The following is a 15,742-nucleotide window of genomic DNA, read 5'->3' on the forward strand; positions in this document are numbered from 1 at the left end:
AGGTGTTGACGCTAGTTCACCTACTGAAAATTTGCCCCGCCCGCATTTCGATCACCCGTAACTTTGATCCCGAATTTTTCGGCGAACCACTCATCATCGATACTTTTATACGGCATTATCTTTGTCGTCATTTCGAAAAGTTTGTCAGTGTCTTCAGCGACGGCAAAACGAAACCGCGATGTCGTGCGCGGTATCCATCCGATCGTATATAAGGCGGGTATAACAACACTGTTTAAATACATTTCTACCATTCTCTTATCCGAGTCGACCAGACGATCGAGAATCGATATAGATATTTTTTCTTTGCTTTCGTTGCCGTTCTTTGTGTCTTGACCAATGATCGCGCCCGAAAATAACATGCTTATTTCATTGTTACATAGATTGATCAGATTGCTATACACATCGCCGTTGGTATTGACCGCATTTGCAAACTCGAAGCTTTCGTGTTCGTCGATAATGAACCAAGCCGCCGCACCTATATCGCGCATCATAGACTCGGCACGATCCAGCATTGCGGGGTCTTGTGTGTTTGTTTTCATTACGCGCGGCGGTATGCCGTATATCTCGCATAGTTCAGACCAACACGATTGCGCAAAACGTTTGAAAAGCACATGCGGAACGGCTTTATTAAGTCGTCCTATATGATCAGAATTAAACTCTAATAAGGTTTTGCCATATTCAGCCGAATCGCGATACTCTATAAATGTGTTTAGTGAAGTATCGGGATAGAAACGCCCGAAATTAGGATCGGGCACAACATTTCGGCGGTTGATCAATTCAACTTTTCTTATCCCTTTGATGCTCGACAACTCTATTAAACTCGATCCGTAATTCTCACTATCGAGTATATGTGCGATAATGTCGACCATCACGGGTAAATCTTTCAAAGCCTGTGTCAGCCGTTCGTCGACCTTATTGTCGTCGGTTACCATTTCGTATGGCGCGGACATTGTTTGCTCTTTGCGGTTGTCTATCTGTGAACTCAATAACGCATCGTCAGATATGGCGGTGTAAATGTCCTGCAATAAATATTGTCGGGGTTCTTCTACTGCCATTGCAAACATTTTAGCGCGGATATAATCGGCTATATCCCGACGTGTTTGGCTGATTGCCTTACGCGCTATTTTAGGCGCATAAGTCGGCGCGTGATTGGCAACCGTTGTCGTCTCGGCTGGTTTGCTCGTATTTCGTTGTTTTCTTGCCATTGTTACTCGTAGTTAAATTTTGCTCGTGATCCGTATCGAAAAGGTTTTCTAGTATCGTCGTCGGGGTTGTCTTGCTTGGTTGGTAGGTCTAGCGCGACGGTCGGCGAATTTTCATATTTACCCACGCCCGCGACCATCGACAAAAAGTCTATTTCTTTTTCGTAGCGATCGGTTACATGTTCGTAAATGATGTCTATGTTTGATAGTTCGCAGATATACCACGCGGCAATCGTTAAGCAAATGCGGACGATTAGGTCGTCGCGATCCTCACCCCGCGCATCGAATATCATTTCTACATCGTAGGTAAGCCGCCCGTCTTTAAAGCGCTTCTGATTGTTAGCCGTCAAGTAGCTTTTGACCTTAGCCACACCCGCCTTTATACCTCGCAAAGCGATTGTTTCGTCGTTCTCGATTATCGCGCCTAGCTGGTAGTCGTACATGACGCTATTCATTTCGTCGATTTCTATAAACATCGTTTAAATAGTGTTTAAATGTTGATTAAATGCCGTTTTTTAGTATCGGCGATTACTTCGGGTTTGTGATCGGTATGTGCTTTGTCGGCGCGCGACATTCTCGTCAAGAATTTTATACCCGCCCTCGATACAGTCGGGCGCATCGATAGCCCCGCGATAGGTTGGCGATACAACTAGAAATTGATCGACAACGGTTTGCATGTGTTGGCTCTCTTTTTCTTTCTCGTTAAATATGAGTAAGCCGAGACGGTGTGCGGGTTCAAGTGTGCCCTCTATACGTGTAAATTTGTCGGGTTTCTTTCGCGGGTCGGGTCTGATCGGTATTATGTAACCTTTAGATCGTCCGATGTCCTTAAAGAGCGGTATAAACACCTGCTCGTAAAATGGATTTTGAAGACTGTTATTCTCGATATAATATTGCACTTGACAGCCTTTTACAATGTCGTGTATATCATAAAACCAGTTCACAAAACGGGCGTTTGTGCATTGCTCACAAAATGCCTTTATGACGTAGGTTATACCATTTTTTCGCCCCAATAATGCAACGACCTTATACGAATTGTTTTTAACATCGCTATTGCTCGGCGCTGGATCGGAGTAAACGATAAGTTGTTCCATGTCGAGCAATCGCGGAACTTTACCGAATTGTATTTTTTTGAATACGCGCCCCTCTGTTTGCGGGTTGTTGAAGTATTCAGTTTGAAAAGCCGCATAAGAGATAGTGCGCTCGATCCGTGAGATATGCGCCTCGCTGTTTTTTGCCGCCCACGAACTAACGCCATTTGTACGGATATTCACAATGTCGATTTTATCCGCTTTTTTCATCATTTCAGTAACACAACAGTACTCGGCGATAATGTTACCACACACTACGATAGACAATGCAATGTTAACCGCCCGTGTAGGTATGAGCGCGCCGAATATCCAATCGACACGCTGTTTTATGATTTCGGGGTTTCGGCAATCTTGATCAGTGTCGATGTCGTCAATGATAATTTTGTCGGGTCTTGCTGCATCGTTACGCGTACCGCGCGGACTTTGCCCCGCACCAACGGCGCGAAAAGAAACGCCTTTGCGTGTCTTAAATTCGCCGTCTTTCCATTTGGTCGAACGTTGCACCCCGTAGTCATTAATAATGCGCTGGTTGGTGTCTAAATTGGCTCTGTAAGGTTCTAGCAATCTGATTGCGTTATCCTCTGAATTAGACACAAGTATTATATTGCATTTCTGACCCGTAAGCGCTTGGAATAACGTTTCTATCATTGTGCGGATAGATTTTGCCAACTCGCGCGCCCATGCTCGCACCTCGAACCATTCGGAGTTTTTTAACACACGTTCAGCCGCCCGAATATGAAATAATGCGGGTGCGGCGGTGCAATAGTTCGGGAAATAATAAGCCGCCCATTTCTCGAAATTGCTTTCGAGCCTTTCGATTCGCTTACGCTTCTCGGCGGGTGATTCGTTAATCTCGGTCGATGTGGCTTTAAGTAATGATTCGCGATAAATATCCCATTCGTTTATCGCTTGCTTGTCTGCTAGTTTTGCCATTACTCTAGTTTCGATTTGATGTACGCGTCAAATACGGCGCTTAATTCTTTTGCCTTGTCTATATCAAATGCGGTGCGCGTGAAATTTAACACCTCTCTCGACATCGTTACAATCTCGCCTATACTGGCTTTGTCTTGCAGTTTCTTAATGGTTGATTCAAGTTTGTTAATTCGGTCGATTTCGCCGTTTGTCGGTATGTTTTCGGATATCGGTCTATTTTCGATAATCTCATACGAATCATTTAAGTACTTCTGATATCTCGCGATCCTCTTTTCCTTAGTACTGGTCTGACTTTCTAAAATCAAATCCCATTTTTCATTTCGTACCCATTCGGTGATCGTCTTAGGTGTCACGCCGACAACCTCGGCAATCTCTTTTTGCTGAAAATTGCCCGTCATAAAAAGCGCTTTTGCGTTCGCTTTCTTGTCGTTCTTTTTTGGTGTTCTAGCCATTATGTAATCGTTGATATTTAATGCAAAATTGAGGCTTAAAACGCGGGAAATAAAAAAGGTATGCCATTGTGTCACAGCTTTTTGAGTAGGTCTAAAATGCGCCGTTACTTTGCCTCACATTAGAACGGAAAACCCCAAAAAACAAGACTTATTTAATTATGAGAATGACGCTATCAGACAATAGATTTATTAACGATCGAGGGTTCAAAATTGACTTTGCAGGGCTAGACCTTACCCGCTTTAATCTCAACCCAATAATGTTGCACAATCATAACTATGACGAGGCGATCGGTATGTGGAAAGAATTAGCGATTGAGGACGATAAGCTAAGAGGTACGCCCGATTTCGACACTGACGACGAACTCGGCGCAAAAATAGCGGGCAAGGTTGAAAGGGGCTATATAAAAGGCTGTTCGCTAGGGCTTAGAGTCATAGAGTTGCAGCACATAGACGGTGAGTTTATCGCCACTAAATCGGAATTAATCGAGGTTAGTATCGTCGCTATCCCGTCGGATGCTGGCGCGGTACGACTATTCAACGACCGCCGCGAAATATTAACACTTGATCAAGTGAAATTGAGCTTTAATAATCCAAATAATAATAATCAAGAAATGGCACTAGAAACTATTAAACTATCGGCGTCGACAGTCGAAAGCCTAAACTTAAAGGCTGGCTATACAGAACGCGACATCGAAATCGCCGTAAAGGAAAAAGACGAAAAGATCACGCAGTTAACAAACGAAAAGATCGACGCCTATTTGTTGTCGGCGGTTACGGCTGGCAAGATCACCGAAAAACAGCGCATTGCATACGTAGAATTGGCGAAAAAAGACTTTGACACGGTAAAATCGGTTATCGAGGCTATCGAAACCGAAAACAAACCGACCCTTGCGGATATGGCGACCAAAACCAAGCTATCAGCAGAGCGCGCCGACTGGACATACCTAGACTGGATGAAAAAGGATTCTAAAGGCTTACAAAACCTTAAACACGAGAACCCGACAGAATTTGAACGATTAAAATCAAAAACAATAAAAGAATAAGAAAATGGCTGGAGTTTGGAAAGAAGTATTTACAGATGTAATTCTCGAAAATTTTTACCCCGATGGATCGTGGTTAAAGGAATTGACATCTATGGATCACATGGTATCGAATAACGCTATCAACTTGGCAGAGGTTGGCGCTGATCCCGACGTAGTCGAAAACAACGGTACATGGCCGCTAGTTCCCGTACAACGTGACGACGAGGGTATCCGTATCCCTTTATCGACATTTGATACAAAACCGACACACATCACCAATGTAGAAGAATTAGAAACGAGTTACGATAAATCGCGCTCGGTTTTGATGCAACATGTTAACACATTGGGCGAACGTGCCTCTACAAGTGCAGCGTACAATATCGCACCCGCAAAGCATACCGTAAAAACACCCGTATTGAAAACAACGGGCGAAAATCGTGGCGATGGTAAAAAGCGCATGACATATAACGATCTTTTAAGATTGCGTACCGCGTTTAATCGTGCAAAATTGCCGACGGCTGGGCGTATTCTAATACTATCACCCGAACATGAAGAGGACTTGTTAGCCGCCGACGCCGTGCGTTACAATATGATGCTGACAACTGGCTCGATCGCTGGTTTTAAATGGTACACATTCACTGACACCGCCGCTTATGACCCCGCTAACGGCGAAAAATTGCCAAAAGGTGCATTGACGGGCAACGAATCGTCTTTAGCCTTTGCCAAGTCGCAAGTTATGCGCGCTATGGGTGACAAAGACGCCCGCGCAGATGATCGATGGGCTGATTATAGAGGCTGGCTTGTAGGTGCGCAACTTCGATTTGTGGCTATGCCTTTTCGTGCATTTGGTATCGCTTCGATATACAGCGATAACGCTTAAACAATAATATCAGATAGATAAATGTAAAAAGTGTCGATGTATTAACAATTGACATCGACACTTTTTTTTACTTAAATAATCGACAAATCATGGCAAAATCAAAAACAGCTAACGATATAAAAAACGAAGTAATCGCCGACATCAAAACACAAGCGGAACTTGACGCCAAAGCCAAAGCAGACGCCGAACTCAAAGCGCAAGCGGAACTTGAAGCCAAAGCCAAAGCAGACGCCGAACTCAAAGCACAAGCGGAACTTGACGCCAAAGCCAAAGCAGACGCCGAACTCAAAGCACAAGCGGAACTTGAACCATCAAAGGACGACATCGCCCGCAATCGAATTGCTGACGACGTTTTCGCAAAGTTCCCGACGTTATCGACCGTCTATTTTTCGGCTGATCTTGTTCCTTTCGGTACAGAAGCCGACGCGGAGCGCCACGCTAAAGGGCTGGACGAGCAAACGATATACACAGTAACCAAGCCAATCGAATAAAATGGAATTACCAAGAGTTAAAATAGGATATGGGAACGGTGCAATTGGGCAAACAGTTTCTAGCGCTGACGGCTTGCTTTTAATCGCTATTGCGGGGGCTATTGCGGTCGAAACTACTTTCGCACTGGCTAAACATTACCCTTTGCAAAGACTTTCGAGTCTCGAAGAATTGGGCGTCACCGCCGAAAATAACCCACTGGTTTATAAAGTCGTTAAAGACTTTTACACAGAGGCAAACGAGGGTACAAAGGTTTATATCGTGGGCTATCCGTCAACCCTCACGATGTCGGCGATATTAGATAAAGATAACCCGTATTTGCGCGATGTTATCGAGTTGACGCGCGGCGAGATCAGAGGTATAGTAATAACTAAATCACTCGAAGAAACGCCAACCATTGCGGGCGGTCTTTCTGACGATGTCAAAGCGGCAATGATAGCGGCGCAAGGCTTGGGCGAATGGTCGACCGAGACAATGCAAGCGCCCATATTTACGCTAATAGACGGCGTTGGTTATGCTGGTAATGCAGAAGATTTAGAGGACTTAAAAACGTTCACAAACAACCGTGTCGGTATCGTTATCGGTGACACAGTCAAAGGATCGGTAAACCAAGCCGTCGGGCTGGTGGCTGGTCGTGTAGCTAATGTTCCCGTACACCGCAATATCGGACGTGTGAAAGATGGCGCGCTCAAAGTAGCGACCATGTACGCAAAAGATAAGGCGATCGAATTGTCGGATATTGCAACCATTCACGGCAAGGGTTATATAACCTTTCGCACATTCACGGGCTTGTCGGGTTATTATATTGCTGACGATCTACTTGCAACAAAAGAGATCGACGACTATAACCAATTGACACGCCGCCGCACGATCGACAAAGCGCGCCGTATAGCGTACCCGACACTCGTTAACGAATTGCTCGACGAGATACCAGTAAACGCCGACGGTACGATCTTAGAGACAACCGCCGCATCTATTGAGCAAATCGTCATTAACGCAATAGCTAACAGTATGACGGTAAACGGTGAATTGTCGACCGATCCGTCAGATGCTAACGATCAAGGTGTGCAATGTGTTGTCGACCGTACAATCGATATGCTGGCAACCAATCGAATAGACATAGAATTGCGCGTACGTCCTTACGCATACGCCAAGTATATCAATGTCCTGTTAGGTTTCACAATCAATCAAAATTAACAAAATGGCTTTAAGTGATCTATTTCTTATAAATGGTCGCGAGTACGAATGGGCTGATATACATCTCAATTTTGGCGGTGTGGATATAGTCGGGTTTCGGAAAGTGAGTTATAAAGAATCGCAAGAAAAAGAAGCGATGCACGCCAAAGGGCGCGATACTCGCAGTATTCAGCGCGGAAACAAAACGGTAACGGGTAGCTTGACATTCACGCAAAGCGAAATAACCGCGATACGCGTTGCCAGTGCTGGCAGATCAATGTTAGACCTTACGGTCGATCTGATCGTGGCGTATGTACCAGAGGGTTCGTCTAAAATCGTTACCCGCGTGATAAAAGGTGCGGAATTTACCGATATAGAGGAGTCAATGTCGCAAGGTGATAAATTCATGGAAATTGAATTGCCGTTCCTTGCCTTACGCCTTATTTAATCAATATTTAAACACTATTTAAACAGTATAGCAATGGCAGAAAAAAATATTTCAAATCCAAGTGAAGCGCAAATCAACAAATGGAAAAAAGAACATAACGAGGTGCATGTCTTAAAAGTCGGGGGCAAAATTGGGTATTTACATAATCCCGATCGCGCGACCTTATCGCTGGCAATGATGCGCATTGCAAAAAACGATATTCTCGGCGGGTGTACGGCAATTTTAGAAAATTGCTGGCTGGGCGGCGATGAAGAAATCAAAACCAACGATAAGCTATTTATGGGCGCGGTTGGCGTGGTCGGTGAATTGATAACCGCCGAAACCGCAACGCTGGAAAAGCTCTAACGTTAGCGGAACTAGACCCCAAAATCGAGGTTTACAGACAGATAGACGCACAATTGCGCTATTATATGCACGTAGACCCCGACACGCTAACGACCGAACAATGGGCGATGCGCGCAAAGGAGTTGGAATGGATTCGTAAAAAAGAAGCTGGTAAATGACTAATTTTTATACTTATACAATTGATTTGCGAGATAGAATGTCGTCCGTGCTTAATCGCGCGGGCGGTTCTATTCTCGATACGACCCGACGGGTGCGCGATCTTCGTAGTGAGGTTAAGAGCCTTAACGACACGCCGCTTTCGGGTTTTACCAATTCGATAAAGTCGTCATTTAGCAATTTACCCTTTGCCAACTACTTAAAAAATCCGCTGGTGCAAGCTGGGATTATCGGCGGTCGCGCATTGAAATTGGGGATTGATGAAGAAATGCGAAATACCACTTTTGAGGTTCTTTTTAAAGGAAAAGAGAACGCGCAAAAGATGATCGACGGTATTGCTGAATACGCAACCAAAGCATACGGCAAAGAGACGCTTAGCGGCGGTGTTCAGTTAATGGCAAGTTTCGGGATCGATCAGGGTAATATAATGCCAAACCTTAAAGCGATCGGCGAAATAGCTATGGGTAACAAAGGTCGCTTCGATTCGCTTACGCTCGCTTTTTCGCAAATGTCGGCGACTGGCTCGCTGATGGGTCAAGATTTACTGCAAATGGTGAATGCTGGCTTTAACCCATTGCAACAAATGTCGATAACAACGGGTAAAAGTGTCGGGCAACTTAAGGCTGAAATGGGCAAAGGGCTAATAACTACCGAAATGGTTACACAAGCCTTTCGCGATGCAACCAGCGCGGGCGGTATGTTTTACGGTATGACCGACCGAATGAGTCAAGAAATGGGCGGGCAAATGTCGCTTGCTTTCGCGAATATAAATGCTAAACTCGTATCGCTTTACAATTTCTTCCAGCCTTATCTTTTGCCCGCGTTCCGTGCCTTTAATCTGCTAATGTCTGATACTACATTGTTTTTCGACAAAATGGGTCAGCGTATCAGTAGCTTAAGCACAACTGCAAAGGTATTAGGTACGATTATGTTGTGGCTTGCGTCTACTATAACGGTTGTAACTGCAAGAACGGCGGCGTATGCGGCTATAACGAAAGTTATAACCGCACTAAAGAGCGCCGAGACGATCGCATGGTGGGCTAATAATATGGCAATGCTTGCGAATCCTGTAACGTGGATCGTTGCGGCGGTAATTGCCTTAATCGGTGTCATTGCCTTTTTGATTATTAAAGTCGACGGCTGGGGCGAAACATGGGATAATGTTGTCAAGTTTGCGACACTGGTTTTTGAGGGTTTCAAAGAGGGTGTAATATCTCACTGGTTACAAGTTCAAAATGGATTTATGACGGGGCTCGAAATTATCGAGGCGGGTTGGTACAAATTACAATCGCTTTGGGATAGTGACGCCGCAAATAAAGGACTCGAAAATCTGCAAGCCCAACGCGACGCCCGCGCCAAAGAAATAGCCGCACAACAAGGCAAACTTCAAGACATCAAAAATCAATTGGCGGGTATGCAAGTTATCACTCTCAAAATGAATGATACTTCGCTCGGTGATGTGGTCGATAAGATGAAAAATACGATGGGTATATCAACGCCCAAAGTTGCGGGTATGGATAGCGGCGCATTGACGTCGGGCGCTGGCGGTGGTACGGGTGGCAAAGATAGTAAAACGGGCGCAAAGACGGCAAACGCAATTGCGACGGGTGGCACAAAGACAACCCATATAACTTTAACAATAAGAGACTTGGTTGGTAATATGAATATAACGGCTGGTAATATAACAGAGAGTGCGAAAAAAATCAGAGACATCGTAGTCGACGAAATGAGCCGCGCGTTAACAATGGCACAAGCAAATGTTTAATAAAATCAATACGGTATTTTTCCCGAATCGTGACATCATTGTAAGGGATGCGAGCCGATTGTCAGAAAATCGGCAACGCTTTGAGCAAGTGCAACCGTTTACCCTGTATTTGCCCGACGATAGCGAATGGATATTACCATACGAGCCGCTTGTCTCTGTGAGTTGCGAGAATGTGATAATAAACCGAAATGTTTCAAAGGCTAATTTCAGAGGTACAGTTAAGGAGCGCTGGGCGGAGGGCGATGTTAAGATCAATATACAAGGCACATTTGTACATGACGACCCGAATACATACCCGTCATTTGAGGTTCAGCGCTTGCGCGAGATAGTTACACAACGGCGAAATATTCGGATAGCTAACGACCTTTTGCAAAATCTAGGGGTCAATTACATAGTTGTCGAATCTTACGATTTCCCGTTCACAAGCGGCGAAAACGTGCAAAATTATGTGATCGAAGCGGTTAGCGACGATAGTTACAACTTATTTATTGAAGTGAAGTGATATGTTTGATATGAATTGGGATATACAGATAGGCAATTATAAGTTAGGTTTGCTCGATTCGGTCGAGATAAACCGATCGGTCGATCTGCTAACCGATACGGCAACGGTTGTCGTGCCAGCCGTTGTGTATAATCAGACATTAGAACATGAAAAGTTTGTTAAGGTCGGCGATCCGATTACTATAAGGCTGGGATATGATAACAATCTCGTGAATGAGTTTTCGGGATTCGTACAGCGTATAGACACCGACGACGGGAATTTGACTTTTAATTGTGAAGATTCGATGTTCTTAACCCGCAAAAGTGTTGCAAACAAACAATTCTTAAAAGCTTCGATAAAGGAGATAGCACAATATTGTATGACTCAAATAGGGCTAAAAGAAATAAAATGCACTTATGATATTATATACCAAAAGTTTGTAATAAATAACGCTAACGCATTCGATGTCTTTAAGAAACTAAAGGACGACACAAAGGCTAGTATTTATATGATCGGTAACACATTGCATATACACCCGCCATATATCGAAAAGGGCGGCGATGTTATATACGATTTTGCAGTAAATATCGAAGAATCAGACTTAAAATATCGACGCAAAGATGATAGGCAATTTGAAGTTAAAGTCGACGGTGTGGGGCTGGATGGTAAAAAAGTAAGTGTAACGGTCGGTGTTACTGGTGGCGAAAAGCGCTCGATAACCTCGACCGAACCGATGTCTAAATCTGAACTTGAAAAGTTGGGAAACGCTGAACTTTCAAGATTAGTTTATGATGGTTATGAGGGTAATATAACATGCTGGTTAATTCCATACGTTGAACCCACGTATACAGCAAAGGTTATCGATAACGATTATGCGTTTAAAACGGGGTCGTATTACGTGACGGCGGTTGCCACCCGATTCGACGAAAATGGGGGTGTGAGAACGGTTGAATTAGGGCAAAAAGTATCATAATGGATAAAAGAGCAAACATAGTGCAGTCGCTTCGTGCGCTGATGAATAGCGGATCGGATAAAACTATCTTTCTGACGGCAAAGGTTATCGAGATAACGGGTACAACATGCACAATCGATTATGACGGTATCGAACTAACAGATGTGCGGCTTATGCCAACCACAACCGACGACAAAAGCAAAATATTGCTTATACCAAAAAAAGACACTTATATACTGGTCGGCTCGTTTTCGGGCAATCTAAGCAATCTATGTGTTTTGGCTTGTGATAGTGTCGATAGCGTCGAGATCGTGTGCGACGACATAAGCGTGTACGTTGACAAAAGCGGTATAGTTCTTAATGGTGGTGCGCTGGGCGGTATGGTGAAAGTGAATGATATTACCAGCAAGCTAAACACGATAGAAAAGCAATTAAACGATCTTAAAACGGTATTTAATAGCTGGTCGCCCGTACCGAGTGACGGTGGCGGGGCTTTAAAAACGGCGGTCGCAAGTTGGGCGGCTCAATCGGTTACAGTGACAAAGGTTGGCGACATCGAAAATGTAAAAGTAAAGCAATGAAAGAAACTGGCATACTCATAGATTCGGAACTCGGCGACCTATCGGTCAAAGTTACGCGCAATAGTTCGGGGCTGATCACTGGCGGGCTGATTATCGGTAAGGTAGAAGAACAAAACCAAGACTTTATAATATACGCCAATGCTGGCGAGTATAAAGACCGTCCAACGGTGGGCGTTGGTGTTACTTCGATGTTATTGTCGAGTGATGCACTGACATTTAAACATCTTATTCGGGCACAACTAGAAGCCGACGGATTCCGCGTGAGTTACCTAGATATACCGATCGATAGTAATAACCAAGCAAATATAAAACTCAATGCAAAATATTAAAGTGACACAAGGGCAATGGCTCGGCGATATTGCCGTGCGCGAGGCTGGCACAATAGAGGCATTGTTTGACCTCGCGGTACAAAATAATGTGTCGATAACGGACGACATCGAAATCGGTACAGTATTGCAATTGTCGTCGGTAACAAATCGCGCCGTCGTGAATTATTTTGAAAGATATGCAGTTGAGCCAGCGACCGCGCAAATACAAGGTTATAGGGGTGAGGGTATCGAGTTTTGGTTTATTGAGAGAGATTTTATAGTGAGTTGATTATGGTGAAAATTTTTGATAAGTGCCTGACTTGGTGTTATTCGCTATTATTAGCGCTTGCCGCCTCTTTTACGCAAAATTTCGATGCGGTTGGTTTTGCTTTGTTACTGGCGGGCGGTCTTGTCGTGGCTGATTATATGACGGGGATTGTGGCAAGTTTATACGAGGGCAAAGGTATTGAGAGCCACCGTTTACGATGGTCTTTTGCGAAACTGATGGTTTATGCTGTTTCGCTTGTAGCAACCCTCGCAACTGGTGTGCTTTTACATCTTATCGAGCAAGTTATAAGCCCCGATGTACACCGTACAAATATATTGTTATTTACGCTTGCTTGTGTAAAATACGAGGCTTATATAATAGCGTGGATAGAGACAGTTAGTAATATAGAAAATGCACGACGCATATTTTCAAATAATATATTCTTGAAATATATACACTGGATTCTATCGGTTGAAATAGTGAAGAAAATACCAAGATTTGCAGAGTTTTTAAAAGAAAAAAGAGAGGGCAAATAAAATGAGAAAGATCGATAAAATAATACTTCATTGCTCGGCAACAAAAGAGGGGCAAGATTTTAAAGTTGCCGATATAGATAAATGGCATAAGGCGCAAGGCTGGGCGGGTATAGGTTATCATTATGTGATATACTTGGATGGAACAATACACGAGGGTAGAAATGAAAATGAGATCGGCGCGCATGTGCAAGGGCATAACTCTAATTCGATTGGCGTCTGTTATATCGGCGGTGTAGATGCTAAAGGCAATCCGAAAGATACACGCACCGACGTTCAAAAAGTTGCTTTGATCGCATTAGTTGAAGAACTCAAAGAAAAATACCCTAATGCAACGATTCACGGACATAACGAGTTTGCCGCAAAAGCATGTCCGAGTTTTGATGTAAGAAAGGAGTTTCGACAATGAAATCACTAATTTACATACTGATCCTTTTTGCCTTGCTGGGTTGTCGATCGGCTCAAAAGAGTGTGAGCGAAACCAGCGTAAACGAGCAAATCAACGTTACTAATGATATTGCCTTTTCTGACGATAGTTATTTGTACGAAACGATTAGCCGCGCATTTCAACAAGTGATCGCCGAGCGTTTCAATTTCACCAGCAAACAAACTAAATACGATACGGATAAACCGATCGACCCCAACACGGGCAAGCCGCCCATAAGTGAAGAGATAGAAACGTCATTCGATCGTGCAACCGATACGACGATAACCGATACAACAAAGACCACGATAGCGAGTGGATCACATTATCAGTTTGTCGATAAAGGTACGACGGGCAAAACGATAAAAACATCGCTTAAGGTTATCGAAGAAAAAGGACTAAAAGACTGGCAAAAATACGCGATCTGCTTTGGCGGGCTTTGTCTTCTTATATATTTTAAGCTAAAATATTAGTGTATGACAATCGCCGAAATCAAACAGATAATAACCGATTTTTTCGTCACAGATGAAACGGTAATCGAAAAGTATGCGCTAAGAAGCGATAAGACATACGACGAGCAATTTTCGTCGGTATCGCTCGAAGATCGTTTTTTCTCTATTGTGGCAATGTGTGTCTGGTCGCTGGTTAAGTTATTCGATCGTCACCGTATCGAAGTAAACGAGATCATCGCCAACCTTAAACCACATACGGCGCGATGGTACGCCAACAAATCAAAAGATTTTCAATTCGGCGACACATTGCCCCCCGATAGTGATACATACGACAATACAGACCGAACGCCCGAAGAGATCGCAGCAAGTAGAATCGTATCGTATTCGGCGGTTGTCGAGCGTGATAACAAAGTAGTTATTAAGGTCGCAAAGGACAAAGGCAATGATCTTGCGGAACTGGATAACATCGAATTACCAGCATTTAAAGAATTTATAGCACGGGTAAAAGATGCGGGTGTCGCCGTCGAGATAATCAGCGCGCCAGCCGATCAGTTAAAACTCTCTTTAGATATATATTACGATCCGCTTATCCTTAACGCACAAGGGCAACGACTCGACGGTGTATCGACAACACCAGTCGCCGACGGTTTACGGGCTTATTTGCGTGTATTGCCGTTTAATGGTCAACTCGTTATGGCTTTTGTTGTAGATGCCTTACAGCAGATCGACGGTGTTGTGATCCCGCATATAGTCTCGGCGGCGTATAAATACGGCGATCTTGATTGGCTTAATATAAGTGTAAAATATCAGCCTTACGCGGGTTATTTACGTATCGCGGATGCCGATTTAACAATCAATTATATACCACAAACGCAGTTAGTGTAATGAAGAAATATTTTTCGGTAAACTATCAAAAGTTAGTTGTATTACTTACACCTACATTTTTGCGGTCGCCTCTTATACTGGCGTTTCTTTCGGCGCTGGTTGCACCGATCGATTATTTATATAGTTCGTTTATGCGGTTTCGTGATGCCAATTTGTATCACTTAGATATAACGCCGCAAGTCTGTTTTATGGAAAAGGTTCTAAACGACCGTTTCGATAGAAGCGAGCGACGCATATTTATATCGGATGGTGAGCGATTCGATCAGATGTACTTATATACACAATCGGAAGCCCTTGACGAATATATCTACTTGCCTAGCGAGGGCTATGTCACTTATTTATTTACAAGCGCGGAAACGGGCGCGGAAACGGTCGACTTTATTGTCAGCGTTCCGCAATCATTACAATTTAATGCGCCCGAAATGAGCGCGGTTATTGATTTATACAAATTGGCAAGTAAAACGTACAAAATAGCAAGAATATGAATATACATAAAGGTTTCGATTTTTCACAGTTGGGCGGCTTTCCGCTAAACCAACAACGACTAGAATATATGCAAGCGGCATACACCGAACTTTCGGGCGCGCTCGCATCGGTATTTAATGGTAATGTTATTTTGTCGGGTTGCATCATTGCGGGCTTGAATGTATCGGACGGCTGGGTCGTTGTTAATGGTGAAATATTACCGTTTCTCGGCTCAACGACTGGCACACAAACGACTTTTTTAGTTCGTGAGACTAGAACACCTATTTTGTTTAAGGACGGGCAAAATAGAAATGTACAGTTTAGCCGTTTTTGTCAATTCGGGTCGGGAACTGGCGCGATTGCATGGTCGAGCCTTACGCGCTTAAATTCGTTGCTGGCAATCTCTAATCACGTTAATAGGGTTGATAATCCGC

The 15,742-nt window shown here is 43.9% G+C and carries 22 protein-coding genes; 18 read left to right on the forward strand and 4 right to left on the reverse strand.

The window, feature by feature from the left end; all coding sequences use genetic code 11:
- Positions 1-20: 20 nt before the first annotated feature.
- Genes G7Y57_RS16620 through G7Y57_RS16635 form a run of 4 tightly spaced genes read right to left on the reverse strand, consistent with a single transcriptional unit; the run spans position 21 to position 3,678 of the window.
- On the reverse strand, positions 21-1,205 hold the full coding sequence (locus tag G7Y57_RS16620; RefSeq protein WP_165026796.1) for a DUF935 family protein: 1,185 nt from the start codon (positions 1,203-1,205) through the stop codon (positions 21-23).
- 2 nt (positions 1,206-1,207) lie between these two features.
- Positions 1,208-1,678, reverse strand: coding sequence for a hypothetical protein (locus G7Y57_RS16625; protein WP_165026799.1), 471 nt, complete (start codon positions 1,676-1,678; stop codon positions 1,208-1,210).
- 39 nt (positions 1,679-1,717) lie between these two features.
- On the reverse strand, positions 1,718-3,226 hold the full coding sequence (locus tag G7Y57_RS16630; RefSeq protein WP_165026801.1) for a hypothetical protein: 1,509 nt from the start codon (positions 3,224-3,226) through the stop codon (positions 1,718-1,720).
- A complete protein-coding gene (locus tag G7Y57_RS16635) occupies positions 3,226-3,678 on the reverse strand; it encodes a terminase gpP N-terminus-related DNA-binding protein (RefSeq protein WP_165026803.1) in 453 nt (150 codons plus the stop codon). Before G7Y57_RS16635 ends, G7Y57_RS16630 begins: the two co-directional genes overlap by 1 nt.
- Before the next feature lie 158 nt (positions 3,679-3,836).
- Between G7Y57_RS16635 and G7Y57_RS16640 the strand changes: the two genes are divergently transcribed.
- From G7Y57_RS16640 to G7Y57_RS16725, 18 genes are all read left to right on the forward strand, one after another.
- Positions 3,837-4,721 carry an HK97 family phage prohead protease gene (locus G7Y57_RS16640; RefSeq protein WP_165026805.1) on the forward strand — a complete coding sequence of 295 codons (885 nt, stop codon included), beginning with the start codon at positions 3,837-3,839 and terminating at the stop codon, positions 4,719-4,721.
- A 4-nt stretch (positions 4,722-4,725) separates the two neighbouring features.
- A complete protein-coding gene (locus G7Y57_RS16645) occupies positions 4,726-5,580 on the forward strand; it encodes a hypothetical protein (RefSeq protein WP_165026807.1) in 855 nt (284 codons plus the stop codon).
- 89 nt (positions 5,581-5,669) lie between these two features.
- Positions 5,670-6,071 (forward strand): hypothetical protein, encoded by a 402-nt coding sequence (locus G7Y57_RS16650; RefSeq protein ID WP_165026809.1) that lies wholly within the window; start codon positions 5,670-5,672, stop codon positions 6,069-6,071.
- Between the two features lies 1 nt (position 6,072).
- A complete protein-coding gene (locus tag G7Y57_RS16655) occupies positions 6,073-7,266 on the forward strand; it encodes a DUF2586 family protein (protein ID WP_221412145.1) in 1,194 nt (397 codons plus the stop codon).
- 4 nt (positions 7,267-7,270) lie between these two features.
- On the forward strand, positions 7,271-7,693 hold the full coding sequence (locus G7Y57_RS16660) for a hypothetical protein (protein ID WP_165026813.1): 423 nt from the start codon (positions 7,271-7,273) through the stop codon (positions 7,691-7,693).
- Between the two features lie 33 nt (positions 7,694-7,726).
- Positions 7,727-8,038 carry a hypothetical protein gene (locus G7Y57_RS16665; protein ID WP_165026815.1) on the forward strand — a complete coding sequence of 104 codons (312 nt, stop codon included), beginning with the start codon at positions 7,727-7,729 and terminating at the stop codon, positions 8,036-8,038.
- A gap of 424 nt (positions 8,039-8,462) precedes the next feature.
- Positions 8,463-9,959: a tape measure protein gene (locus G7Y57_RS16670; RefSeq protein ID WP_255491494.1), complete on the forward strand. Its 1,497-nt coding sequence runs from the start codon at positions 8,463-8,465 to the stop codon at positions 9,957-9,959.
- Complete coding sequence (locus tag G7Y57_RS16675) at positions 9,952-10,461, forward strand: DUF6046 domain-containing protein (protein ID WP_165026819.1); 510 nt, start codon at positions 9,952-9,954, stop codon at positions 10,459-10,461. Before G7Y57_RS16670 ends, G7Y57_RS16675 begins: the two co-directional genes overlap by 8 nt.
- Position 10,462: 1 nt before the next feature.
- The gene (locus tag G7Y57_RS16680) at positions 10,463-11,413 is read left to right on the forward strand and encodes a hypothetical protein (protein WP_165026821.1); all 951 of its coding nucleotides are present in this window, start codon (positions 10,463-10,465) and stop codon (positions 11,411-11,413) included.
- Complete coding sequence (locus G7Y57_RS16685; RefSeq protein WP_165026823.1) at positions 11,413-11,973, forward strand: hypothetical protein; 561 nt, start codon at positions 11,413-11,415, stop codon at positions 11,971-11,973. The genes G7Y57_RS16680 and G7Y57_RS16685 overlap by 1 nt, the downstream gene beginning before the upstream one ends.
- The gene (locus G7Y57_RS16690) at positions 11,970-12,302 is read left to right on the forward strand and encodes a hypothetical protein (protein ID WP_165026826.1); all 333 of its coding nucleotides are present in this window, start codon (positions 11,970-11,972) and stop codon (positions 12,300-12,302) included. Before G7Y57_RS16685 ends, G7Y57_RS16690 begins: the two co-directional genes overlap by 4 nt.
- Positions 12,289-12,570 carry a hypothetical protein gene (locus tag G7Y57_RS16695; RefSeq protein WP_165026829.1) on the forward strand — a complete coding sequence of 94 codons (282 nt, stop codon included), beginning with the start codon at positions 12,289-12,291 and terminating at the stop codon, positions 12,568-12,570. Before G7Y57_RS16690 ends, G7Y57_RS16695 begins: the two co-directional genes overlap by 14 nt.
- Before the next feature lie 2 nt (positions 12,571-12,572).
- The gene (locus G7Y57_RS16700; RefSeq protein WP_165026831.1) at positions 12,573-13,085 is read left to right on the forward strand and encodes a phage holin family protein; all 513 of its coding nucleotides are present in this window, start codon (positions 12,573-12,575) and stop codon (positions 13,083-13,085) included.
- A gap of 1 nt (position 13,086) precedes the next feature.
- On the forward strand, positions 13,087-13,491 hold the full coding sequence (locus G7Y57_RS16705; RefSeq protein ID WP_165026833.1) for an N-acetylmuramoyl-L-alanine amidase: 405 nt from the start codon (positions 13,087-13,089) through the stop codon (positions 13,489-13,491).
- The gene (locus G7Y57_RS16710; RefSeq protein ID WP_165026835.1) at positions 13,488-13,979 is read left to right on the forward strand and encodes a hypothetical protein; all 492 of its coding nucleotides are present in this window, start codon (positions 13,488-13,490) and stop codon (positions 13,977-13,979) included. Before G7Y57_RS16705 ends, G7Y57_RS16710 begins: the two co-directional genes overlap by 4 nt.
- A 3-nt stretch (positions 13,980-13,982) precedes the next feature.
- Positions 13,983-14,843: a nucleotidyltransferase gene (locus tag G7Y57_RS16715; protein ID WP_165026838.1), complete on the forward strand. Its 861-nt coding sequence runs from the start codon at positions 13,983-13,985 to the stop codon at positions 14,841-14,843.
- Complete coding sequence (locus tag G7Y57_RS16720; RefSeq protein ID WP_165026839.1) at positions 14,843-15,328, forward strand: hypothetical protein; 486 nt, start codon at positions 14,843-14,845, stop codon at positions 15,326-15,328. Before G7Y57_RS16715 ends, G7Y57_RS16720 begins: the two co-directional genes overlap by 1 nt.
- On the forward strand, positions 15,325-15,742 hold a 418-nt coding region (locus G7Y57_RS16725), incomplete at its 3' end, for a hypothetical protein (protein ID WP_221412146.1). The genes G7Y57_RS16720 and G7Y57_RS16725, both read left to right, overlap by 4 nt.

The sequence above is a fragment of the Dysgonomonas sp. ZJ279 genome (genome assembly GCF_011039205.1).
Classification (GTDB): Bacteria; Bacteroidota; Bacteroidia; order Bacteroidales; family Dysgonomonadaceae; genus Dysgonomonas.